This is a genomic window from Xanthomonas sacchari, from assembly GCF_040529065.1.
Taxonomy (GTDB): domain Bacteria; phylum Pseudomonadota; class Gammaproteobacteria; order Xanthomonadales; family Xanthomonadaceae; genus Xanthomonas_A; species Xanthomonas_A sacchari.
On sequence record NZ_CP132343.1, the window covers coordinates 2,196,461 to 2,219,747 of the forward strand.

A 23,287-nucleotide genomic window follows, 5' to 3' on the forward strand; every position below is an offset into this window, starting at 1 on the left:
TGAGGATGTGGGATGGGTGCCGCTGCGGCGACGGTACGCTGCCGCAGCGGGAGTGGTGGCTTGCTTACTCGCTGCCGTCCGGTCGCGGGTAGTCGTGCTCGGGATCGGCGTGGTCGCGCTTGGGGTCGCTGTCGGGTTGGTCGCGATCCTTCCACTGCGCATCGTCGTTGTGGATCTTGTCCGGCGTGTGGCTGCGTTGCTGGGAATCGTGGGCGTTGTCGCGGTTGGCGGGCGGGGACATGACGAACCTCCTGGATCAGGCGGGTGTGGGCGCCGGATCCGGATGGCGGTCGTGCTGCTCGGATCCGTCCAGGCGCGCCCAGCAGGCGACGACCAGGGTTTCGGCATCGCTCCAGGCGATGCGCGGCCAGGGGTGTTCGGCGTCGTAGCGCTGACGCAGACGCTGCAATCGCACGTCGTTGGATTCGCGCGGCAACTGCAGGAACACATCGCAGGCCATCTTGATCAGGCGCGCATGTTCGCTGAACGACTGCGACCCCAATTTGCCCGCCGCGTGCAGCGCTTTCCAGTGCGCCAATTCGGCTTCGACATCCACGAGCAGGCTCGGAGCGTGACTCACGCGAGTTCTCCTTGAGTGAGAGGAAAGAGGGAGGCGGAGGGTGCCCCCCTGGCAGCCACCGCTCCATCACCCTAGGCCGCGGCGCGTAAAGGTGAGGTGGTGCTCATGTGGTGTGGATGACAAGACGCGCGCTCACACGGCCACAAAGCGTGATGTTGGACGCCGACTTTCACACACAGCGTTGTGAAGGCGGCCGACGCGGCGTGTGAAGACGAGGCGCGCATGCGCGACCCGGCGTTCCGCCGATCGACTTGGTCCGCGCCGCCGCAGCCGCTTACCATGCACGAGGTCCGCGTCCGCGGGCACCCCGATTTCCCCACCACGCGCCGACGGCCGCCGCTGCCGGCGCCCGTAAAGGATTGGCATGTCCGTCGCCCCCGTGTTCGATTCCGCGCCGCCGCGCATTGCCGTGATCGGCCTCGGCTATGTCGGCCTGCCGCTGGCGGTGGCGTTCGGCGCCCGCCACGACACGCTCGGCTACGACATCGATGCGCAGCGGGTGGCGCAACTGCGCGCCGGGCACGACCAGACCCTGGAACTGGAGGCCGAGGAACTGCGCGCCGGCGTGCACCTGCGCTACAGCGACGATGCCGCCGCGCTGCGCGACCGTAACGTGTACATCGTCACCGTGCCGACCCCGATCGACGCGCACGAGCAGCCCGACCTGCAGCCGCTGCGCCAGGCCAGCGAGTTGCTGGCCGGCGTGCTCAAGCGCGGCGACCTGGTGATCTACGAGTCCACCGTCTACCCGGGCACCACCGAGGAAGTCTGCGTGCCGTTGCTCGAGCAGGGCTCGGGATTGCGCTGCGACGTCGACTTCCATTGCGGCTACAGCCCGGAGCGGGTCAACCCCGGCGACCGCCAGCGGCGCCTGGCCGACATCCGCAAGATCACCTCCGGCTCCAATCCCGCCGCCGCCGACGCGGTCGACGCGCTGTACGCCGGGATCATCGCCGCCGGCACCTGGCGCGCGCCGTCGATCCGCGTGGCCGAGGCGGCCAAGGTGGTGGAGAACATCCAGCGCGACGTCAACATCGCCCTGGTCAACGAGCTGGCGCTGATCTTCGACCGGCTCGGCATCGACACCCAGGACGTGCTGGACGCCGCCGGCACCAAGTGGAACTTCCTGCCGTTCCGGCCGGGCCTGGTCGGCGGCCATTGCATTGGCGTCGATCCTTACTACCTGCTGCACAAATCCGAGAGCGTGGGCTACCACCCGGACCTGATCCACACCGCGCGCCAGGTCAACAACCGGGTCGGCGCGCATGTCGCCACGCGGGTGCAGGCGCTGCTGGCCGGCAAGGGCGTGGCGATGGCCGATGCGTCCGTGCTGGTGCTCGGCGTCACCTTCAAGGAGAACTGCCCGGACCTGCGCAACAGCCGCGCGCTGGAGCTGGTGCAGGCGCTGGCCGCGGCCGGCGCCCGCGTCGACGCCTGCGATCCCTGGGCCGATCCGCAGGCGGCGCAGGCGCACGGCGTCGAGCTGCTGCCAGAGCCGGTGCCCGGCCGCTACGACGCGGTGGTGCTGGCGGTGGCGCACGCGGCCTACCGCGACCTGGACGCGGCGCAGATCCGCGCGCTCGGCACGCCCGACCTGGTGGTCTACGACGTCAAGTCGGTGTGGCCGCGCGCGGCGGTGGACGACCGCCTGTAAGACGGGGCGCGGGCGCGCCTGGCACCGGCAAGCTGTACCTGCGCGGAGCGGACCCGGCGGCGGTGGCAACGCCATGACCGCCACACCCTCTACACTCGCCGGCTTCAGACGCCTGCGAGGACCGCGATGCACCGCTACCTAGCCTATCTCGCCAGCTGCCTGCTGCTGGCGCTGTCCATCGCCCTGTGCGCGATCTGGCCGCTGTGGGGCTGGGGCGTGGCGGCCTTTGCCGTGTTGGCGGTGCTGGGCACCGTGGACCTGTTGCAGACCCGCAGCACCCTGCGCCGCAACTACCCGATCCTGGCGCATTTCCGCTACGGACTGGAGTCGGTCGGCCCGGAGATGCGCCAGTACTTCCTGCAGAGCGACATCGAAGAAGCGCCGTTCTCGCGGCAGCAGCGCGCCCTGGTGTACCAGCGCGCCAAGAACGTGATGGACGTGGTGCCGTTCGGCACCCAGCGCAGCACCTACGCGCCGGACTACGAGTGGATCAACCATTCGCTGGCCACCAGCGAGATCGCCGGCCACGACTTCCGCGTCACCATCGGCGCCGACTGCGCGCAGCCCTACGCGGCCAGCGTGTTCAACATCTCGGCGATGAGCTTCGGCGCGCTGTCGGCCAACGCCATCCGCGCGCTCAATGCCGGCGCGCGCCAGGGCGGCTTCTACCACGACACCGGCGAGGGCTCGATCTCGCCCTACCACCGCGAGTGCGGCGGCGACCTGGTGTGGGAGATCGGCTCGGGCTACTTCGGCTGCCGCGACGAGGAGGGGCGCTTCGACCCGCAGCGCTTCGTCGCCAACGCGACGCTGGAGCAGGTCAAGATGATCGAGATCAAGCTCTCGCAGGGCGCCAAGCCGGGCCACGGCGGTGTGCTGCCGGCGGCCAAGGTCAGCGCCGAGATCGCCGCCACCCGCGGCGTCGCCATGGGCCAGGATTGCGTGTCGCCGTCGCGGCATTCTGCGTTCTCCACGCCGCTGGAGCTGCTGCAGTTCGTGGCGCGTCTGCGCGAACTGTCCGGCGGCAAGCCGACCGGTTTCAAGCTGGCGATCGGCCATCCGTGGGAGTGGTTCGCCATCGCCAAGGCGATGCAGGAAAGCGGGCTGTACCCGGATTTCATCGTCGTCGACGGCGCCGAGGGCGGTACCGGCGCGGCGCCGGCCGAGTTCATCGACCACGTCGGCGTGCCGATGCACGAAGCGCTGCTGTTGGTCCACAACACCCTGGTCGGGCTGGACATCCGCGAGCGCATCAAGCTCGGCGCCGCCGGCAAGATCACCAGCGCCTTCGACATCGCGCGCACCCTGGCGCTGGGCGCGGACTGGTGCAACGCCGGGCGCGGCTTCATGTTCGCGCTGGGCTGCATCCAGTCGCTGAGTTGCCACAGCGACCGCTGCCCCACCGGCATCGCCACCCAGGACCGGCGCCGCTGGCAGCATCTGGACCCCACCGACAAGGCCACCCGGGTCGCGCATTACCACGCCAACACGCTCAAGGCCCTGCGCGAACTGCTCAGTGCCGCCGGGCTGGCGCATCCTGCGCAACTGGGGCCGGAACACATCCTGCGCCGCATCTCGCAGGTGGAGATCCGCTCGCTGGCCTCGCTGTACCGCTACCTGGAGCCGGGCGAACTGCTGCGCACGGTGCCCGACCATGCGGTCTTCCACGATTACTGGGGCGACGCGCGCAGCGATTCGTTCCAGCCGCCGGAGCGGATCCGGCGGCTGCGCGACAGCAAGTCGCAATGAGCGAGGCGCCGCCGCCGATACGGTTGCGGCCCGGGGTGCCCGAGGACATCCCAACGCTGTGGGCGTTGCGCACCCGCTGTGTCCGCGAGGTCTGCAGCAGCCATTACCCGCCGGAGGTGATCGCGCGCTGGTCGGCGGCCCCGGCACCGGCGTCGTACCGCGGGCTGGTCGCCGCGGGTGGGGCGATCGTCGCCGAGGATCGCGACGGCCGCGTGCTCGGCTTCGGCACCGTCGAGCTGGCCGGTGCCGAGATCGACGGCCTGTTCGTCGATCCCACCCTGCGCGGCGGCGGTCTCGGCCGGCGTCTGCTGCAGGCACTGGAACAGCGCCTTGCAGCCTGTCCGCGCATCCATGTCGCCGCTGCGCTGAACGCGGTGGCGTTCTACCGCGCGCAGGGGTATGTGGTGGTGCGCGAGGGAGGCTATCCCCATCCCAGCGGGATCGTGCTGGCGTGCGTGTTCATGGAGAAGCGCGGCGCGGCGCCACGCTGAGGTCGGTATCCCACAACATGGCGCGGATGTGGCAACGACGGCCTTTTTTGCACTGCCGCACGCGTTGCGCATGCTCGCCATCCACACCGCTGCCGGCTATCGTGCCGGTTCCTCCCCGGCGTGCTGCGCATGAACCAACCCTCGGTCCCCGACGTCGTTCCCGCGCCGCTGCCCGTCGACGAAGCGGAGCGCCTGCGTGCGCTGGCCGAGCTGGGGATGCTGGACACCCCGCCGGAGCCGACCTTCGACGACCTGATCTGGCTGACCAGCCGGCTGTGCGAGGTGCCGATCGCCCTGGTCTCGTTGATCGACGAACGCCGGCAATGGCTCAAGGCCAGCTGCGGCCTGCCCGCCGGCACCACCGGCTATCCGCGCGAGATGGCGTTCTGCACCTATGCCTTGCTGGAGCCGCAGTTGCTGGAGGTGCCGGACGCCACACTGGATCCGCGTTTCGCCGGCAACCCGCTGGTGTGCGGCGCGCCGCACCTGCGTTTCTACGCCGGCATGCCGCTGGTCGGCGACCAGGGCTATAGCTACGGCACCCTGTGCGTGATCGACACCCGTCCGCGGCAACTGGACGCACGCCAGCGCGAAGGTCTGCAGCGCCTGGCCAGGCAGGTCACCGCGCATCTGGAGGCGCGCCGCGACGCACGCATCGCCCATGACCAAGCCAAGACGCTGAGCCTGCTGCTGGAAACCATGCCCGACGGCGTGGTCTCGTGCCTGGCCGATGGCACGCTGGGCGAGTTCAACCAGGTGGCGCGGCAGTGGCACGGGGCCGATCCGCGCGCCTTGCCGCCCGAGCAGTGGGCGCAGTACTTCGACCTGTTCGATGCCAGCGGCCGGCGCCCGCTGACCAGCGAGGAAGTGCCGCTGGTCCGTGCCTGGCGCGGCGAATCGGTGCGCGATGCGGAGATCGTGATCGCCGCCAAGGGGCAGGCGCCGCGCAGCGTGCTGTGCAATGCGGAACGGCTGGACGGCGGCGATGGGCGCAGCCTGGGCGCGGTGTGCGTGATGCGCGACGTGAGCGCCGAACGCGCGGCGGCGCACGCGGCGCTGCTGGCGGGGCAGCGTTTCTCCGGCGCCTTCTCGGCGGCCGCGCACGGCATGGCGCTGGTGTCGCTGGAGGGGCGCTGGCTGGACGTCAACGACGCCTTGTGCGCGATGCTCGGCTACAGCCGCGAAGAACTGCTGCAGTTGCGTTTCCAGGATCTGACCCATCCCGAAGATCTGGCCGTGGACATGGAACAGGTGGCCGCGCTGATCGCCGGCCACAGCAGCGATTACCGTAGCGAAAGGCGCTACCGTCACCACGACGGCCATACCGTGCGTGCGCGTCTGGCGGTGTCGCTGGTGCGCGACGAACAGCAGCGCCCCTTGCACTTCGTCACCCATATCCAGGACATCACCGAGCAGCATCTGGCCGAACACCGCCTGCGCGACAGCGAAGCGCAGCTGCGCACCATCGCCGACAACGCGCCGGCGCTGATCGCCTACCTCGACCACGACCTGCGCTACCAGTTCGCCAACCGGCCGTACGCGGAGTGGTTCGGGCTGGCACCGGAGCGCATCATCGGCCGCCGCCTGCACGAGGTGCTGGACCCGCAGCAACTGGCCTTGCTGCAACCGCATCTGCCGGCGGCATTGCAGGGCGTGCCGGCGCAGTTCGACGCCGAGCTGTGCGATGCCGCCGATGCCCTGCGCATCATGCACTTCAGCCTCATCCCAGACGTGGCGCTGGCGCCACAGCGGGTCGGCCTACACCTGATGATCAGCGACATCACCGGGCAGACCCGGTTGGCGAGGTTGCTGGAAGAGCGCGCGCTGCGCGACGAGCTGACCGGGCTGCCGAACCGGATGGCCTGGAACCAGACGCTGCGGCGACGCATGAGCGAGCGCCGCAGCCAGGGCCAGGTGGCGGTGATGTTCCTGGATCTGAACGACTTCAAGAGCGTCAACGACCGTTTCGGCCATCACGTCGGCGATGCGCTGCTGGTGCACTTCGCGCGGCTGCTGCAGCGTTGCCTGCGCGGGCAGGACAGCATCGCGCGGTTGGGCGGCGACGAGTTCGTGGTGCTGCTGGAAGGCCTGGCCGACGCCAGGCGCGAAGTGCTGGCTGCCGCGGCGCGGATCATGGAGGCGTGCGCGGACGGCTGCGAGGTCAGTGGCCGGCACCTGCCGTTGCAGCCGAGCATCGGCATCGCCGTGCAGGCCGGCCCCGGCTTCGATCCGGTGCTGCTCACCCAGCGCGCCGACGAGGCCATGTACGTGGCCAAGCGCGATCCGCAGGCGCGGGTGCAGATCGCAACCCTCTGAGCGTAGTCCGCCGGCGCGATGCCGGTGCTGGCTACGGTGCGCTGTCCGCGGCCACGCGCCGGAACGGATAGTGACCGCCATCGGCGTCGAGCGTGCCCTGGTCGGCATCGCCGGGCGTATCGAAGCGGATGACGATGTCCTGCGCGCTCAGGAAGAATGCGTGATCCGACGCGGGAATCAGCGGATACGCCTGATCCTTGCGCAGTTCCACCAGCAGGCGGCCCTGCGCTTCGCGGATCCGGAACGTGCCCAGCTCAGGAATGGCGAACGTACCGACGAAGCGCCGCTGCGCGGCGATGTCCACCGCGACGGCAGTGCGCCGGACCGGCTGGAAGTCCGGCCAGGCGTAGGCCGCGGCGATGGCGCGCACGATCTCCAGACCCAACTGGTAGCCCTGGTCGCCATTGCTCAGCACCACCGCGCCATCGCATCTCTGCGGATACACCACCAGCGTGGCCTTGTAGCCGGCGTTGGAACCGTCGTGATAGACGTACTTGCGCGCGCTGGCGCCGCCGATGTTCAGGCCCAGGCCGTAGCCATCCCGCACCGGGGTCATCATGGCGCGGACGCTGGCGGCGGACAGCACGCGGCCGCGGCCGGCCTGCGCATCGCACAGTTCGATCGCATAGCGCGCCAGGTCCTGGGCGTTGGTCCACAGGCCGGCCGCGGCCAGTTCCGGGTAGGTGTGCGGGCCGCCTGCCACCGGTGCACCATTGGCATCGTGCGGTTGCGCCGCGTGCGCCAGATCGCGTGCGGGCAGCGGTTGGCGGAAACTGCTGGCGCGCATGCGCAGCGGCGCCAGCACGCGCTGCTGCAGCAGCGTCGGAAAGTCCTGTCCGCCGACGTCGATCAGCAATTGCTGCATCACCGTGTAGCCGCCGCCCGAATAGCGGTAGCGCACCCCGACCGGCGCCTCCACCCGCACCGGCGCCGAGTTCGCGGGCGTCTGGCCGTCGAGCACCTGCTGCAGGGTGGGCACGGCGGCGCCGCGGGCGTAGCCGTCGAAACCGTGCACGCTGGTGCCGGCGGTGTGCGACAGCAACTGACGCAGCGTTACCGGATGGTCGTGGCTGTCGGCGGAATCGGGCAGGGTCCACGAGGTCAGGCGCGCATTGACCGGGGCGTCCAGCGCCACGCGTCCGTCCTGGACCAGGGACAAGGCCGCCATCGCCGCCACCGGCTTGCTCACCGAGCCGGCCTGGAACAGGGTCCTGGCATCGACCGCGGCCCCGCCGGTGGCGGTGACGCCATAGCCCTTGGCCCAGGCGACGCGGCCGCGATGGATCACCGCGATCGCCATGCCCGGGACGTGCAGCGCGTCCATCTGGTCGAGCAGCGACAGTTGCGCGCCCGCTTGGTCCTGGGTGACCACGGCCGGCAGCAGGCCTTGCTCGACCTGCCGGATCTTCGGGCTGGTGTCGGGTAGGGCACTTGCGGCCACGGCGCTGCTAACCAGGCCGAGTGCGCAGAACAGGATCGATGGACGCATACGTCGCTCCAGGCGGCAGGTGAGCTGGAACCGCGAGACAGCCGCGGTCGTCACGTCCGTGCAGGAATACGTGCTGCGGCGATGGCGACGACAGGCCCGAAGGTCACTGGCCGTTCCGGCCAGTCGCCGTGCCGATGTCGCTCAGCGCGTGGCGCGTTGCAGCCAGGCCACCGCGCCGCGCCCGGCGCGCACGCCGCTGGCGAAGCACGCGGTGAGCAGGTAGCCGCCGGTCGGCGCTTCCCAGTCGAGCATTTCGCCGGCGCAGAAGGTGCCGGGCAGCGCCCGCAGCATCAGCTGCGCATCCAGCGCCTCCAGGCGTACGCCGCCGGCGCTGCTGATCGCCTCGGCCAGCGGGCGTGGGCGCAGCAGGGTCAGCGGCAGGCGCTTGAGCGTGGCCGCGGCCAGCGCCGGATCCTGGCCGGCCTGCTTGCCGAGGATCTCGAACAGCAGCGCCGCCTTGACCCCGTCGATGCCGGCCTGGCGGCGCAGATGCTCGCCGAAGCTGCGGCCGCCGCGCGGCTTGCCCAGTTCGGCCTGCAGCCGCGGCAGGTCGCGGCCGGGTACCAGGTCCAGCCACAGCGTGGCCGGGCCGTGCGCGGCGATGGCCTCGCGCAGATCCGCGGCCAGCGCATAGATCAGGCTGCCTTCGATGCCGTGCTCGCCGACCACGCATTCGCCCTGCAGCGACTGCGCCTGGCCCTGCGCGTCGTGCCAGTGCGCGACCACCGGCTTCAGCGGCGCGCCGGCATGGCGCTCGCGGAAATGTGCGCTCCAGTCCACGTCGAAGCCGCAGTTGGCCGGCTGCAGCGGCGCCACCTCCACGCCGCGTGCGCGCAGCGTGTCCTGCCAGGCGCCGTCGGAGCCGAGCTGCGGCCAGCTGCCGCCGCCCAGCGCCAGCACGCAGGCATCGGCCTGCACGCGCTGCTCGCCGTCGGCGCCGGCGAAGCGCAACGCGCCGTCCGCGTCCCAGCCCAGCCAGCGCTGCTGCACGTGGAAGCGCACGCCGGCGTCCTTCAACCGCCGCACCCAGCCGCGCAGCAGCGGCGCGGCCTTGCGGTCCAGCGGGAACACCCGGCCGGAGCTGCCGACGTAGGTCTCCACACCCTGCGCCTGCGCCCAGGCGCGCAGCGCGTCGGCATCGAAGTCGGCCAGCCAGTCGCCGACCGCGGTCGCGCGTTCGCGATAGCGGGCGACGAAGCGCTCGAACGGATCGGAGTGGGTCAGGTTGAGGCCGCCCTTGCCGGCGATCAGGAACTTGCGTCCCACCGAGCCCTTGGCCTCGTACACGTCGACCTCGGCGCCGGCGGCGCGCGCGGTCTCGGCGGCGATCAGCCCGGCCGGACCGCCGCCGACGATGGCGAGACGGCCGCGCACCGGCGCGGCGTGCTTGCTGGCGGGCATCGGCGCAGTCGGCTCAACGCGGCTGGACATCGAGCAGTTCGACCTCGAACACCAGCGAGGCACCCGGCGGGATCACCCCGCCGGCGCCGCTGTCGCCGTAGCCGTAGTCCGACGGCAGCATCAGCAGACGCTTGCCGCCCACGCGCATGCCGGCCACGCCCTCGTCCCAGCCGCGAATCACCTGGCCACCGCCCAGCACGAAGCTGAAGGGCTGGCCGTGGTCGGCGGAGGCGTCGAACTTCTCGCCGCGCTTGTCCTTGGCGTGCTCGTCGTACAGCCAGCCGGTGTAGTGCACGGTGACGCGGCTGCCGGGGCGCGCCTCGGCGCCGTCGCCGACGCGCTCGTCGGTGGCCTGGAACGCGGCGATGCTGCCGCCGGGCGGCGGACCCGGCGGCGTGCAGCCGCTCAGCAGCCACGCCGGCAACGACAGGCTCAACAGCAGCAGGATTCGGCGCATGCGGGACGTCCACGGCGGGCAGGGCGTGCAAGGGTAGCGCATCGCCGCAGCGGCTATCATTCCGCGCATGGCCAAACTGCTGCTCAACCTGCGCCACGTGCCCGACGACGAACGCGCCGAGGTCTGCGCGCTGCTCGATGCCGCCGGCATCGGCTACTACGAAACCCGCGCCGGCACCTTCGGCATCTCCGCCGGCGGCATCTGGCTGCGCGAGGACGCCGAGCAGCCGCGCGCCAAGGCGCTGCTGGCCGAGTACCAGGCCGAACGTGGCCAACGCGCCCGCGCCGAGCGCGCCGCGGCGTTGCGCGACGGCAGCGCCGAGACCTTCGCCGGCCTGTTGCGGCGGCGCCCGCTGTTCGTGCTGGCGACGCTGCTGGGCATGCTGCTGGTCGCTTCGCTGGTGTTGCTGCCGTTCCTGCTGCTGCGCGGCTAGCGGCGCACGCTGCGACACGCGTCGCCGATGTGCCGGTGTGCGGTGGGGCAGCCCGATTCGCGCAGCGGCGATGCGCCGCAGGCTCTAAAATGCGTCGATGATCGCCAACACCGCCGCCTACCACTTCGTCGCCATCGCCGACCCCGACGCGCTCGCCGCGCAGTTGCACGCCTGGGCGCAGGACGGCGACCTGCGCGGCACGATCCTGGTGGCGGGCGAGGGCATCAACCTGTTCCTGGCCGGCGTGCCGGCGGCGATCGACGGCTTCTACGCGCAGTTGCGTGCCGATCCGCGCTTCGCCGATCTGCGCGTCAAGACCAGCACCAGCGCACAGCAGCCGTTCGCGCGGCTGAAGGTCAAGGTCAAGCCGGAGATCATCAGCTTCCGCCGCGACGCCGCTTCGCCGCTGGAGGCGGCGCGCGCACCGGCGGTGGCGCCGGCGACCCTGCAGCGCTGGCTACGCCAGGGGCACGACGACACCGGCCGGCGCGTGGTGCTGCTGGACACGCGCAATGCGCAGGAAGTGGTCTACGGCACCTTCGCCGGCGCGCTGACCCTGCCGATCGTCAAGTTCACCGACCTGCCGGAGGCGCTGGCCCCGCATCGCGCGGCCCTGGCCGACGCCACCGTGGTCAGCTTCTGCACCGGCGGCATCCGCTGCGAAAAGGCGGCGCTGTGGATGCGCGCCGACGGCATGGACAACGTGCTGCAACTGGACGGCGGCATCCTCGGCTACTTCGAGGAAGTGGGCGGCGAGGGCTACGACGGCCGCTGCTTCGTCTTCGACGAACGCGTGGCGCTGGATCCGCAGTTGGAGCCGCTGGTGGGCGGCTGATTGTCGTGGGATTGGGGAGTCGGGATTGGGCATTGGCAAAGGCGGGTTGCTGCCAGCTAATGCACGTGGCCCGTCAGGCGAAGCAGCAGCGGCTTCAACGAATCCCCAATCCCGAATCCCCAATCCCCACGCCGTCAGGCGTACTGCATCTTGCGCGTCATCCCGCCATCGACCACGAACTCCTGGCCGGTGATGAAGCCGGCCTGGGCCGACAGCAGATAGACCGCCAGGGCGCCGATGTCCGGTGGCGTACCGACACGACCGACCGGATGCTGCGCATGGTCCTGCCGCGACAGCTTGGGCGTGCGCCGCGCATTCGGCTTGCGCCAGGCATCGGTCGCGATCCAGCCGGGGCTGATGCAGTTGACCCGCACCGCCGGCCCGGCGCTGATCGCCAGCGCGTGGGTGAACGCCACCAGCCCGCCCTTGGACGCGGCGTAGGCCTCGGTGTCCGGCTCGGACTGCTGCGCGCGGGTGGAGGCGATGTTGACGATGGCGCCGCCGTCGCGGCTGTCGCGCAATGCCGGCAGGGCGTGCTTGCTGCACAGGAACGCCCCGCCCAGGCTCGCGCCGAGCCGTCGGTTCCACTCGCGCAGCGACAGCCGTTCCAGCGGTCCGGTGTGTGGATCGGCGATGCCGGCGTTGTTGACCAGCCCGTCGATGCGGCCGAACCGGGTCAGCGCGGCCTCGATGAAGCGGCTCACGCTGGCCTCGGCGGCCACGTCGACGCGGCGGAACAGCAGGCGCTCGCCGGTATCCAGTTCGGTCACGCAGGCCCGCCCGGCGTCGGCGTCGAGATCGCCGAATACGACCGTGCCGCCAGCCCCCAGCACCGCCTGCACCACGCCGCGGCCGATACCTTGCGCGCCTCCGGTGACCAGCACCACACGGTCGCGCAAGGGCAGGGCGGGGACGGGGGCGGGCGGCGGGATCAGCGACATGGGGGCGACCGGGCGAGGGCAGGGGTGTCAGCCTAGCCAGCGCGCTGTGCAACCAATGTGGTAGTGGCGCTTTCGTTGATCGGATGATGCGAGGCTTCGCCCGTACCCTCATCCGCCCCTTCGGGGCACCTTCTCCCGGTGGGAGAAGGGAGAGCCAAAGCCCCTCTCCCGTTGGGAGAGGGGTTGGGGTGAGGGTACGGAGCGCAGCGCTCGCGTCGCGATCTGGCAATCCGAGGCTTCGCCCGCACCCTCATCCGCCCCTTCGGGGCACCTTCTCCCGGTGGGAGAAGGGAGAGCCAAAGCCCCTCTCCCTCCGGGAGAGGGGTTGGGGTGAGGGTACGGCGGCCAGCCAAGCATCCCGCATCCACACACACCCACCACACCCATCACACCCAACGCAAATCAGCGTTCCGGCCACGGCCGCTGCAATCGGCAACCAGCGTCCCCACCTCGTCCGCATCGCCTGCAGGAACCCGCCGCACCATGATGCCGATCTCCATCCTCGACCTCGCCCCGGTCTGCGAAGGCAGCGACACCAGCGCCGCCTTCGCCAACATGCTGGACCTGGCCCAGCACGCCGAACGCTGGGGCTACCATCGCTACTGGCTGGCCGAGCACCACAACATGCCCGGCATCGCCAGCGCCGCCACCGCGGTGCTGATCGGGCATGTGGCCGGCGGTACCAAGCGCATCCGCGTCGGCGCGGGCGGCATCATGCTGCCCAACCACGCGCCGCTGCAGGTGGCCGAGCAGTTCGGCACCCTGGCGTCTCTGTATCCCGGACGCATCGACCTGGGCCTGGGCCGCGCGCCCGGCACCGACCAGGCCACGGCGCGCGCGTTGCGCCGCTACTTCGACAGCGCCGACCAGTTCCCGCACGACGTCGCCGAACTGCTGCGCTATTTCGAGCCGGCGGTGGACGGGCAACTGGTGCGCGCCGTGCCCGGCGCCGGCATCGAGGTGCCGGTATGGCTGCTCGGCTCCAGCCTGTTCAGCGCGCGCCTGGCCGCGGCGATGGGCCTGCCGTTCGCCTTCGCCTCGCATTTCGCGCCGGACGCGATGGACGAGGCGCTGGCGGTGTATCGCCGCGAGTTCCGCTCGTCGGCGCGCCTGCAGGCGCCGTATGCGGTGCTGGCCTTGAACGTGGTGGCCGCCGCGTCCACCGAAGAGGCGCGGCGCCTGTTCACCACCCAGCAGCAGAGCTTCGTCAACCTGCGCCGCGGTCGCCCCGGGCTGATTCCGCCGCCGATCGACGACATCGAAGCGTTTTGGGCGCCACACGAGAAGCTGGGTGTGGAACGGGCGCTGGCCTGCACCGTGCTCGGCGATCCCGGCACGGTCGCGCAGGGTCTGTCGGACTTCGTCGCGCGGCACCGCCCGGACGAACTGCTGTTGACCGCGAACATCCACGATCACGCGGCGCGCTTGCGCTCGTTCCAATCGGCGGCGGAGGCATGGACCCAGGTCGCTGCGGCCGCCTGATGCGTGCATCTGCGCAGGTGTCTACGAGCGCAGACGCACTCCAGCGAGAAACGCCGCAACAGTGTTGATGAGCATCACAGCACGCACTGCTTTCACGATGTCTTGATTTTGCCGGGTATGTGATCGTGGCGCGTCATGCATCAGCGTGGCGTTCGGCCCAGGACATGGCCGTACAACGACGCGAACAGGGGATCGGCAATGAACGCACAACATCCGATTGCGCCGGTGCACGAATGTGGACTGGAGGCGGCACTGCAACAGCTGAGCAAATGCCTGGAGCGCGTACGCAGCCAGGCGGTCGAGCGGTCGACCCAGAACGCCTCGCCGCGTCAGGCGCACATGCGCAACGTGTTCGCCAACGAGACCGGGCTGTACCTGGTGAAGTGAGCGGGTGGCGTTGCGCGCCGCCGCCGCGATGCGTCAGCGCAGCTTCTGCATCCATTCCCGGCCCAGGTCGACCACCTGGTCCGAGGCCAACCCCAGGCTCAGCGCCACCGCGATGCTGCCCAGCCACGACAGCAGCATCAGCCCACCGTCCCGTTCCAGCAGCGCCAGCGCGAACAGCAGCAGCATCGCGCCGAAGGCGTAGTTGGTGAACGGGATCGGCAGCGACAGCAGGATCCCCAGCACGACCAACAGCAGGCCGCTGAACGCACGCGCCGGCAGGGTGTCGACCAGCGCCGGCAGGCGCGGCTTGAGCAGCCGGTCCAGGCGCCGCAGCCACGGCGCGATGCGGCCGACGAAGCGTTGCATGGTGCGGCGGCGCGGCCCGCGCTCGCCGATGAAGCGCGGCAACCACGGCTTGCGCAGCCCGATCAGCATCTGCAGGCCGATCAGCGTCACCAGCGGCCCGCTGATGCCGCCGGCCAGGCCCGGCACCGGCAGAAACGCGGGCAGGATCGCCACGAACAGGAACACGCCGAACGCGCTCTGCTGCAGATCGGCGAGGATCAGTCGCAGCCGCAGGTGTTCGTCCGGGTCGCCCAGGACGAAGGTGTCGAGCAGGGTGCGGATGCCCTCGGCGCTGTAGCCGTGGTCGCCGTCGTGCGGCGCACCGCCGGGTGCGTCACCCGGTGATGTCATCGCTGTTCTCGTCCTGCAGCCTGCGCAGCAGCAGCTTGTCCACGCGCGCGCCGTCCAGGTCGACGATCTCGATGCGCCAGCCGGCCCAGTCGAAGAACTCGCCGGCGTGCGGGATGCGCCCGAAGTAGTAGATGCACAGCCCGGCCAGGGTGTTGTAGTCGCCTTCCTCGGCGCTGGGCAGCTCGGCGCCGCCGAGCAGTTCGCGCAGTTCCTCGATGGCCAGCGAGCCGTCGATCAGCAGCGAGCCGTCGGCACGGGTCACCACCAGCGCGTCCTCGTCGGCGGTGTCGGCCGACTGCAGGCGCCCGACCACCGCGCCCATCAGGTCGCTGATCGTCACCAGGCCCTGGATCTCGCCGTACTCGTCCACCACCAGCGCCATCGACTGCTGTTCCTCGCGGAAGATCTCCAGCAGCTTCATCGCGTGGGTGGACTCGGACACGAACAGGGTGTCGCGCAGGCTCTGGAACAGCTGGGTGGCGTCGCCGTCCATGCGCGTGACCAGCGATTTCACCTCCAGCACGCCGGCGATGTCCTGGTCGCTGCCGCGGTACACCGGGTAGCGCGAGAACTCGTGCTCGCGCATCACCTGCAGGTTGCGCTGCGGCTCGGCGTTGGCGTCGAGCCAGGCGATGCGGTTGCGCGGGGTCATCAGGCTGTCGGCGGTGCGGTCGCCCAGGCGCATGACCCGGTTCATCATGTCGCGCTCGTGCGCGTCGATCACGCCCGCCTCGTGGCTCTCGGCCACCAGCATGCGGATCTCCTCTTCGGTCACCGAAGCCGATTCCTCCTTGCCCAGGCCGAGCAGGCGCAGTACCAGCCGGGTCGAGCGCGACAGCACCCAGACGAACGGCGCGGCGGCCCGGGCCAGCCAGCCCATGGGAATGGCGACGAAGCCGGCGATGACCTCCGAGCGGGTCAGCGCCAGGCGTTTGGGCACCAGTTCGCCGAAGATCAGCGTCAGGAAGGTGATCAGCACGATCGCCAGGGTCTTGCCGATCAGCGCCGACCACGGCTGCGGGTCGCCGAACAGGGTGAAGTTGGCCGCCAGCGCCGGGAACAGCGCCTGCAGCTTGACCGCGATCGCCACGCCCATGGCCTCGCCGCCGAAGGTGCCGGTGAGGATGCCGATGGCGGTGATGCCGATCTGCACGGTGGACAGGAAGTGCTCGGGGTTCTCGGCCAGCGCCAGCGCCTTGGCCGCGCGCGTGCTGGACTGGGCCATCTGCTTCAGCCGGCTCTTGCGCGAGGTCATCAGCGACATCTCGGACATCGCGAAGAAACCGTTGAGCAGGATGAGGGCTGCAACGATCAACAGTTCAAGCATGCGCGCGCTCCTTGGCGCCAAGGAAAGCGGGGACATGGGCGCCGTTGCGGCGCAGGGGAGGGGGGCTGGGGTGGTCGTCCATAGGGTGCGCCCGCGAAGGGCGCGGCGGCGATGGTAACAAACCCGGGCGGGGGCCGCGTCCACGCCGCGCCGACATGGCCCGGGGCCTGCCCAGCGGCCGCGACTACCCGCAGGTGTCAGCAAACAGTCATAATTCCGCCCCAGTGCCGTCCTTCCCGCGACGGCGGGAAGCGCGTTGCATGTTTTCGTTGCAGACCATCTTCGGTTCCGGCAAGCAGTTCTACACCCTGCTCGACGAGGCGGCACAGGCCGCCTACGACAGCACCAAGGCCCTGCACGCGATGATGCGCGAGTCCGACCGGCAGCCGGCGCTGGACGCCTTCAAGCTGGCGCGCCTGCGCGAGCGCGCGGCCTCCGACAAGATCGGCCAGGCGCTGGTGGACAGCTTCATGACCCCGATCGAGCGCGAGGACATCGAGGCGCTGGGCTCGGCGCTGTACAAGATCCCCAAGCAGGTGGAGAAGTTCGCCGACCGCTACTCGCTGGCGATCCAGCACCTGGAGCACATCGACTTCGCCCCGCGCGCGGCGATGCTGGAGCAGGCCGCGGCGGTGGTGGTGGAGATGGTCCACGACCTGCGCAACATGCACCTGGACCGGATGAGCGCGCTCAACGACAAGCTGCGCTCGCTGGAGAACGAGGCCGACCGACTGATGCTGGAGCTGTACCGCGACATCTACTCCGGCCGCCTGGACAACCTGCAGATGTTCCTGCTCAAGGAGTTCTTCGAAATCCTGGAGAAGGCCATCGACCGTTGCCGCGAGGCCGGCGTGGTGGTCTACCAGATCGTGCTGAAGAACTCCTGATGGACGCGCTGCGGAGTTGCTGCCTGCGCGGCCGTCGCGCCCTGCGCGCGCCGGCCGCCGCCGCCGCGTGCGTGGAGGCGCGCCGATGCTGAGCCTGGTCCTGATCGTGATCCTGGCGGCGCTGGTGTTCGAATTCATCAACGGCTTCCACGACACCGCCAACTCGATCGCCACGGTGGTCGCCACCAAGGTGCTCAGCCCCGGCTGGGCGGTGATGCTGGCCGCGGCGATGAACCTGGTCGGCGCGCTGACCGGCACCGCGGTGGCGATGACCATCGCCTCCGGCCTGCTCAACACCGACGTGGTCGCGGTGACCCCGCAGGTGGTGCTGTGCGCGCTGCTCGGCGGCATCGTCTGGAACCTGATCACCTGGTGGAAGGGCCTGCCGTCCTCGTCCTCGCACGCGTTGATCGGCGGCCTGTGCGGCGCCGGCCTGGCCGCGGCGCACAACGACTGGGATGCGCTGATCTGGTCGCAGACCGTGGGAGACTGGGCCAAGAACAAGGGCCTGCTGTGGAAGGTGTTCGTGCCGATGGTCACCTCGCCGATCGCCGGCTTCCTGCTCGGCATCGCGGTGATGCTGCTGCTGTGGGCGGCGATCGCCGGCCTGGCCAGGCTCGGCGGCCCGCTCGGGCGGCTGGCGCGGCCGCGCTGGGTCAACGCCTTCTTCGGCAAGGCGCAGATCGCCTCGGCCGCGTACATGGGCTACGCGCACGGCCACAACGACGCGCAGAAGACCATGGGCATCATCGCCATGACCCTGATCGGCGCGCAGAGCACCGGCGCCCTGGACGACCTGCCGTCGTGGCTGGCGTTCCTGCACCCCGACGCCCATCAGGGGCAGGGCATCGCCACCTGGATCGTGCTGACCTGCGCGGTGGTGATGGCCGCCGGCACCGCCTCCGGCGGCTGGAAGATCATCAAGACCCTGGGCCACAAGATGGTCAAGCTGCATCCGATCCACGGCTTCGCCGCGGAAACCAGCTCGGCCACGATCCTGACCCTGGCCGCGCACTTCGGCATGCCGGTGTCCACCACCCACAGCATCTCCACCGCGATCATGGGCGTGGGCTTCGCCAAGAACCCGCGCTCGCTGCGCTTCGGCGTCATCGAACGCATCGTCTGGGCCTGGATTCTCACCATCCCCGCCGCGGCCGGCGTGGCGTATCTGATTTTCCGCGGATTCGCCTTGGCTGGGTGGGTGTGAGTGGGGCCGGGAATCGGGAGTGGGGAAACGGGAATCGTAAAAGCATAGATTTCCCGCGAACGGTGACCATGTTGCGGTGTTGGTTCGTCCCATTTCCCTCGCGCCGCAACGAGGGCGAACTCAGGGCCAGGGCAGTCGCATAGCTCTAGGGCCAGGGCAGTCGCATAGCTCTATCGCGGAACACCCCTGAACCACGCAGGTCGAGGAACTGTCTCGACTAATGGGGAGCCGCCTTTGCGATTCCCCATTCCCAATTCCCCATTCCCATCAATTCGCCCGATACATCGCCAGAACATCCTGCCGCAACGCGCGCTGGCTGTCGGCGCGGTTGTAGAACATGTGGCCGCCGGGGTAGTTCTTGACCTGCACGCGGGTCGGGTCGTTGCCCATCACCGGCATCTGGTCCACGGTCAGCACCGAGCCCATGAACGGGCACGACAGGTCGTTCCAGCCGTGCACGATCAGCACGCGCAGTTTCGGATCGATCGCCACCGCCTGGCGCAGTTGCGTCACCGAGCCCTTGCGCAGTTCGTCGTCCCAGTCCCACAGCCGGTTCACGTCGTAGTTCAGCGCTTCGTAGCGGGCGTCGACCTTCCAGCCGACCACGCGGGTCACGAAATCGACCATCGCGGTGGTGGTGGGGGCGATGATGCTGTCCAGCAGCGGGTCGTTGGCGCGCTGCTCGGGAGCGTTGGGGAACGGGTCGAAGGCGGTGACGTTGGAGTCGTAGCGGCTGCCGAGTTCGCCCTTGTCGCGGAACACCTCGCGCAGGTACGCCTGGGTCTCCAGGCGGCCGCCGGCGCGGCGCACGAAGGCCGGGTCCAGGCCGGTCATCGCGGTCACCTGCTGGATCATGCGGGTGGTGCCGGCCGGGTCGGAACGCCCGCGCAGCAGCGCGGTGACGTAGTCGCCGCGGGTGTAGTCGATCACCTGACGCATCGCCTCCGGGGTCAGCTTGCCCTCGCGCTCCAGGCGCGCGGCGGCGATCGACGGCAGGGTCAGCATCCACGGCAGCGGCGAGACGTCGCCGTTGTCGTCCAGGGTCGGGTTCAGATACGGCGAGACCAGAACCACGCCGTTCATCGCCACGCCGAGCTTGGTCTGCAGGTAGTGGGTGATGCGCGGGCCGCGGAAGCCGCCGTAGCTTTCGCCGACCAGGTACTTGCGCGATTGCAGGCGCTGGTTCTTCAGCAGCCAGTCGTAGATGGTGCGCGAGAGGTACTCGATGTCGGCCTGCGGGTTGTAGAACTGTTTCTTGGCCTGCTCGTCGGGGATGCGCGAGCGGCTGAAGCCGGTGCCGACCGGGTCGATGAACACCAGGTCGGTGAAGTCCAGCCAGGTGCCGGGGTTGTCGCGCAGTTGCGCCGGCGCGGACGCGCTGTCGCCTTCGCTGCCGAACGCCACCACCTTCGGTCCGATCGCGCCCAGGTTGAGATACACCGAGGCCGCGCCGGGGCCGCCGTTGAGCGCGAAGGTGACCGGGCGGTCCTTGCCGTCCATGGTGTAGGCGGTGTAGACCACGTCGGCGACGACCTTGCCCTGCTTGTCCTTCACCGGCAGCGTGCCGACCTTGACCGTGTAGCGCAGGGTGCGGCCGTCGAGCTGGGTGGATTGGCTGGTCTGCGCGTCGGCCGGCAGCGGCGCCGGTTCGACGGCGGCGGGCTTGTCGGCCTTGTCGGCGTTCGCCGCATCGGCGTCGGCGGCCAGTGCCGCGGTCATCGGTGTCGCCGCCAGCAGCACGGCCAGCAGCACGGAGGGGAAGGTCGGCACGGGCGGTCGCTCGCAGGGAGGGAGCCGGCATGCTAGGCCGCGGCGCCGGCGCGGCGGATGTGCACAAAGCCATGGTCGGCGCCAGCGCGCCGCGCCATGCCGGTCATCGGCGCTGGCTACAATCCTCGGCTCGTCCCGTACTCCGATCCGTCACGCATGCCTCCAGTTCGTTTCCAGCTGCCGTTGTGCCTGTCCCTGGTTGTGCTGCTGGCCGGTTGCGCCGCTGCGCCGCCGCCGGTGGCCGACTCGCCGGCCGCGCACGATGCGCATGCGCACGATCGGCACCGCCTGTGGCGATTGGTGAGCACGCGTTGCCTGCCGCAAGCGCGGCTCGGCGCCGATCCGGCGCCGTGCAGCGACGTGCATCCCGGGCCAGGCGAGCGCTATGCCTTGATGAAGGACCTGCGCGGCGACTACCAGTACCTGCTGATCCCGACGGTGCCGGTGAGCGGGATCGAGGATCCGCGCGCGCGCGGTGCCGGCGTGCCGAACTGGCTGGGCCTGGCCTGGCAGGCGCGCACCCGGGTCGAGCAGTTGTTGCAGCGGCCGCTGCCGCGCGAACTGACCAGCCTGACGATCAATCCGCCTTCGGCGCGTTCGCAGGACCAGTTGCATATCCATATCGATTGCCTGGCGCCGCAGGTGCGCGACCAGTTGCAGGCGATGCAGGCGGCGATCGGCCCCACTTGGGCGCCGTTGCCGCAGCCGCTCCACGGTCACGTCTATCGGGCCATGCGCCTGGAGGGCGAGGCGCTGGATGCGAATCCGCTGACCCTGCTGGCGCGCGCCCTGCCGCCGCACCAGCACATGGCCCACCAGACCCTGGCGGTGGTCGGCGCGGCGTTCGATGGCCGCCCCGGCTTCGTGCTGCTGGCCGCTACCGCGCTTCCCGGTGACGGGGTCGGTGCGGAAGAACTGCAGGATCACGACTGCACCGGCGTGGTGCCGGCGGCGGCTGCGCGCGGCTGACGGCCCAGGCGGCGTCAATGCCGCGCAGGCCAACTAACGGCATCCGCCGGTCGTGCGGAGCGCAGGCAGGGATGTTGTGGGAGGGACTTCAGTCCCGACTGCATGATGCCCCGGCAGCTGCCTGCTTCGCGCGTCGCGACGGAAGTCGCTCCCACAGGATGCTTTCTGGAGCAGTCACAACCCGTTAGTGCAAACCCGACGCGGCTCTCGCCGAGCCGGTCGGGGAAGTGGCATCTGCACTACCGTGCACGCGCTGACTGTAAGCGCCAGCGCGCGCGCACAGCCTCAAACCTCCAGCGACGCCAGGTCGCCCTTGGTCTCCAGCCACTGCTTGCGGTCGCCGGCGCGTTTCTTGGCCAGCAGCATGTCCATCAGCGAGCGGGTCTGGTCGCCGTCGTCCACGGTCAGCTGCACCAGGCGCCGGGTGTCCGGGTGGATGGTGGATTCGCGCAGCTGCTGCGGATTCATCTCGCCCAGGCCCTTGAAGCGGGTGACGCTGACCTGACCCTTGATCTTCTCGCGCTCGATCTTGTCCAGCAGCGAGCGCTTCTCTTCCTCGTCCAGCGCGTAGAACACCTGCTTGCCCACGTCCACGCGGAACAGCGGCGGCATCGCAACGAACACGTGGCCGGCGCGCACCAGGGCCGGGAAGTGGCGTAGGAACAGCGCGGTCAGCAGGGTGGCGATGTGCAGGCCGTCGGAGTCGGCGTCGGCCAGGATCACCACCTTGCCGTAGCGCAGGCCGTCGATCTCGTCCTTGCCCGGGTCGCAGCCGATCGCGATCGCCAGGTTGTGCACTTCCTCCGAGGCCAGCACGCTGCCGGAGGCCACTTCCCAGGTGTTGAGGATCTTGCCGCGCAGCGGCAGGATCGCCTGGAAATCCTTGTCGCGGGCCTGCTTGGCGCTGCCGCCGGCCGAGTCGCCCTCGACCAGGAACAGTTCGGTGCGCGACAGATCCTGGCTGATGCAGTCGGCCAGCTTGCCCGGCAGCGCCGGGCCCTGGGTGACCTTCTTGCGCACGATCTGCTTCTCGGTCTTCAGCCGCGCGCTGGCGCGGTCGATGGCGATCTGCGCGATGCGCGTGCCGGTTTCCACGTTCTGGTTCAGCCACAGGCTGAAGGCGTCGTGCGCGGCGCCCTCGATGAAGCCGGCGGCCTGGCGCGAGGACAGGCGTTCCTTGGTCTGGCCGCTGAACTGCGGGTCGGTCATCTTCAGCGACAGCACGAACGCGACGCGGTCCCACACGTCTTCCGGCGCCAGCTTGACGCCGCGCGGCAGCAGGTTGCGGAAATCGCAGAACTCGCGCAGCGCATCGGTGAGGCCGCTGCGCAGGCCGTTGACGTGGGTGCCGTGCTGCGCCGTGGGAATTAGGTTGACGTAGCTTTCCTGCACCAGTTCGCCTTCCACCACCCAGGCCACCGCCCAGTCGACGATCTCGCGGTCCTTCTTCAGGTTGCCGACGAACAGCTCGGCCGGCAGCAACTCGCGCTCGGCCAGTTCGCCGCGCAGGTAGTCGCGCAGGCCGTCCTCGAAATACCAGGTGTCCTGCTCGCCGGTGGCCTCGTCGTGCAGCTTGACGGTCAGGCCGGGGCACAGCACCGCCTTGGCGCGCAGCAGGTGGCGCAGCGCGCGCACCGCGAATTTCGGCGTGTCGAAATACTTCGGGTCCGGCCAGAAACGCAGGCGCGTGCCGGTGTTCTTCTTGCCGACGCTGCCGACGATCTCCAGCTTGGAGGCGGCGTGGCCGTCGGCGAAGGCCATGCGGTATTCGTTGCCTTCGCGCTTGATGAACAGTTCCACCCGGGTGGACAGCGCATTGACCACGCTGACGCCGACGCCGTGCAGGCCGCCGCTGAAGGTGTAGTTGCGGTCGCTGAACTTGCCGCCGGCATGCAGCCGGGTGAGGATCAGTTCGACGCCGGAGATCTTCTCTTCCGGGTGGATGTCCACCGGCATGCCGCGGCCGTCGTCGGACACCTCGCAACTGCCGTCCTTGTACAGCGTCACCTCGATGTGCCGGGCGTGGCCGGCCAGCGCCTCGTCCACGGCGTTGTCGATGACTTCCTGGGCCAGGTGGTTGGGGCGTGCGGTGTCGGTGTACATGCCGGGCCGGCGCTTGACCGGGTCCAGGCCAGAAAGAACTTCGATGTCGGCGGCGTTGTAGCGGGTATTCATGCGTCTCAGCAGGTGGCGCGAAGCAGATCAGGAAGTGTGCG

Annotated in this window: 21 protein-coding genes; 11 read left to right on the top strand and 10 right to left on the bottom strand. The window is 69.9% G+C overall.

Features of this window, described 5'->3' with window-relative positions:
- Positions 1–64: 64 nt before the first annotated feature.
- Together RAB71_RS09265 and RAB71_RS09270 are read right to left on the bottom strand one after the other, a co-directional pair.
- Positions 65–241: a hypothetical protein gene (locus RAB71_RS09265; RefSeq protein WP_010341034.1), complete on the bottom strand. Its 177-nt coding sequence runs from the start codon at positions 239–241 to the stop codon at positions 65–67.
- Between the two features lie 15 nt (positions 242–256).
- On the bottom strand, positions 257–580 hold the full coding sequence (locus tag RAB71_RS09270) for a hypothetical protein (RefSeq protein ID WP_017911090.1): 324 nt from the start codon (positions 578–580) through the stop codon (positions 257–259).
- 364 nt (positions 581–944) lie between these two features.
- Between RAB71_RS09270 and RAB71_RS09275 the strand changes: the two genes are divergently transcribed.
- The 4 genes from RAB71_RS09275 to RAB71_RS09290 all read left to right on the top strand — a co-directional run bounded on the left by RAB71_RS09275 (position 945) and on the right by RAB71_RS09290 (position 6,790).
- Positions 945–2,234, top strand: a complete 1,290-nt coding sequence (locus RAB71_RS09275; RefSeq protein ID WP_010341036.1) for a nucleotide sugar dehydrogenase — start codon at positions 945–947, stop codon at positions 2,232–2,234.
- Positions 2,235–2,360: 126 nt separating this feature from the next.
- Positions 2,361–3,983: an FMN-binding glutamate synthase family protein gene (locus RAB71_RS09280; protein WP_010341037.1), complete on the top strand. Its 1,623-nt coding sequence runs from the start codon at positions 2,361–2,363 to the stop codon at positions 3,981–3,983.
- Entirely contained in the window at positions 3,980–4,474 is a 495-nt protein-coding gene (locus RAB71_RS09285; protein WP_081481901.1) for a GNAT family N-acetyltransferase, read from the top strand. Before RAB71_RS09280 ends, RAB71_RS09285 begins: the two co-directional genes overlap by 4 nt.
- A gap of 129 nt (positions 4,475–4,603) precedes the next feature.
- Positions 4,604–6,790, top strand: coding sequence for a diguanylate cyclase domain-containing protein (locus tag RAB71_RS09290; protein ID WP_010341039.1), 2,187 nt, complete (start codon positions 4,604–4,606; stop codon positions 6,788–6,790).
- Between the two features lie 31 nt (positions 6,791–6,821).
- On the opposite strand, the gene RAB71_RS09295 is transcribed toward RAB71_RS09290, so the two are convergent.
- The 3 genes from RAB71_RS09295 to RAB71_RS09305 all read right to left on the bottom strand — a co-directional run bounded on the left by RAB71_RS09295 (position 6,822) and on the right by RAB71_RS09305 (position 10,137).
- Positions 6,822–8,279 carry a serine hydrolase gene (locus tag RAB71_RS09295; RefSeq protein ID WP_010341040.1) on the bottom strand — a complete coding sequence of 486 codons (1,458 nt, stop codon included), beginning with the start codon at positions 8,277–8,279 and terminating at the stop codon, positions 6,822–6,824.
- 141 nt (positions 8,280–8,420) lie between these two features.
- Positions 8,421–9,680, bottom strand: a complete 1,260-nt coding sequence (locus RAB71_RS09300) for a TIGR03862 family flavoprotein (RefSeq protein ID WP_010341041.1) — start codon at positions 9,678–9,680, stop codon at positions 8,421–8,423.
- Between the two features lie 13 nt (positions 9,681–9,693).
- A complete protein-coding gene (locus RAB71_RS09305) occupies positions 9,694–10,137 on the bottom strand; it encodes an FKBP-type peptidyl-prolyl cis-trans isomerase (RefSeq protein WP_010341042.1) in 444 nt (147 codons plus the stop codon).
- A 67-nt stretch (positions 10,138–10,204) separates the two neighbouring features.
- Here RAB71_RS09305 and RAB71_RS09310 point away from each other — a divergent pair, with 67 nt between their 5' ends.
- Complete coding sequence (locus RAB71_RS09310) at positions 10,205–10,570, top strand: DUF6164 family protein (protein ID WP_010341043.1); 366 nt, start codon at positions 10,205–10,207, stop codon at positions 10,568–10,570.
- A 97-nt stretch (positions 10,571–10,667) separates the two neighbouring features.
- Complete coding sequence (locus RAB71_RS09315) at positions 10,668–11,405, top strand: sulfurtransferase (RefSeq protein ID WP_010341044.1); 738 nt, start codon at positions 10,668–10,670, stop codon at positions 11,403–11,405.
- Positions 11,406–11,539: 134 nt separating this feature from the next.
- On the opposite strand, the gene RAB71_RS09320 is transcribed toward RAB71_RS09315, so the two are convergent.
- Positions 11,540–12,346, bottom strand: a complete 807-nt coding sequence (locus RAB71_RS09320; RefSeq protein ID WP_041500098.1) for an SDR family oxidoreductase — start codon at positions 12,344–12,346, stop codon at positions 11,540–11,542.
- A 483-nt stretch (positions 12,347–12,829) separates the two neighbouring features.
- Between RAB71_RS09320 and RAB71_RS09325 the strand changes: the two genes are divergently transcribed.
- Together RAB71_RS09325 and RAB71_RS09330 are read left to right on the top strand one after the other, a co-directional pair.
- Positions 12,830–13,828: an LLM class flavin-dependent oxidoreductase gene (locus RAB71_RS09325; RefSeq protein WP_010343417.1), complete on the top strand. Its 999-nt coding sequence runs from the start codon at positions 12,830–12,832 to the stop codon at positions 13,826–13,828.
- A 198-nt stretch (positions 13,829–14,026) separates the two neighbouring features.
- Entirely contained in the window at positions 14,027–14,215 is a 189-nt protein-coding gene (locus RAB71_RS09330) for a hypothetical protein (RefSeq protein ID WP_010343418.1), read from the top strand.
- 33 nt (positions 14,216–14,248) lie between these two features.
- Here the strand turns inward: RAB71_RS09330 and RAB71_RS09335 are convergent, their stop codons facing one another.
- Both RAB71_RS09335 and RAB71_RS09340 read right to left on the bottom strand, forming a co-directional pair.
- On the bottom strand, positions 14,249–14,911 hold the full coding sequence (locus RAB71_RS09335) for an exopolysaccharide biosynthesis protein (RefSeq protein ID WP_010343419.1): 663 nt from the start codon (positions 14,909–14,911) through the stop codon (positions 14,249–14,251).
- A complete protein-coding gene (locus RAB71_RS09340) occupies positions 14,895–16,238 on the bottom strand; it encodes a hemolysin family protein (RefSeq protein WP_010343420.1) in 1,344 nt (447 codons plus the stop codon). The genes RAB71_RS09335 and RAB71_RS09340 overlap by 17 nt, the downstream gene beginning before the upstream one ends.
- 260 nt (positions 16,239–16,498) lie before the next feature.
- Here RAB71_RS09340 and RAB71_RS09345 point away from each other — a divergent pair, with 260 nt between their 5' ends.
- Complete coding sequence (locus RAB71_RS09345; protein ID WP_010343421.1) at positions 16,499–17,125, top strand: DUF47 domain-containing protein; 627 nt, start codon at positions 16,499–16,501, stop codon at positions 17,123–17,125.
- 85 nt (positions 17,126–17,210) lie between these two features.
- The gene (locus RAB71_RS09350) at positions 17,211–18,332 is read left to right on the top strand and encodes an inorganic phosphate transporter (protein WP_010343422.1); all 1,122 of its coding nucleotides are present in this window, start codon (positions 17,211–17,213) and stop codon (positions 18,330–18,332) included.
- Positions 18,333–18,599: 267 nt separating this feature from the next.
- On the opposite strand, the gene RAB71_RS09355 is transcribed toward RAB71_RS09350, so the two are convergent.
- Positions 18,600–20,102, bottom strand: a complete 1,503-nt coding sequence (locus tag RAB71_RS09355) for a S10 family peptidase (RefSeq protein ID WP_029562153.1) — start codon at positions 20,100–20,102, stop codon at positions 18,600–18,602.
- A 156-nt stretch (positions 20,103–20,258) separates the two neighbouring features.
- Between RAB71_RS09355 and RAB71_RS09360 the strand changes: the two genes are divergently transcribed.
- Positions 20,259–21,071 carry a CDP-diacylglycerol diphosphatase gene (locus tag RAB71_RS09360; protein ID WP_040902098.1) on the top strand — a complete coding sequence of 271 codons (813 nt, stop codon included), beginning with the start codon at positions 20,259–20,261 and terminating at the stop codon, positions 21,069–21,071.
- A 285-nt stretch (positions 21,072–21,356) separates the two neighbouring features.
- Here the strand turns inward: RAB71_RS09360 and parE are convergent, their stop codons facing one another.
- Positions 21,357–23,246, bottom strand: coding sequence for a DNA topoisomerase IV subunit B (gene parE, locus RAB71_RS09365; protein WP_010343425.1), 1,890 nt, complete (start codon positions 23,244–23,246; stop codon positions 21,357–21,359).
- Between the last annotated feature and the right edge of the window lie 41 nt (positions 23,247–23,287).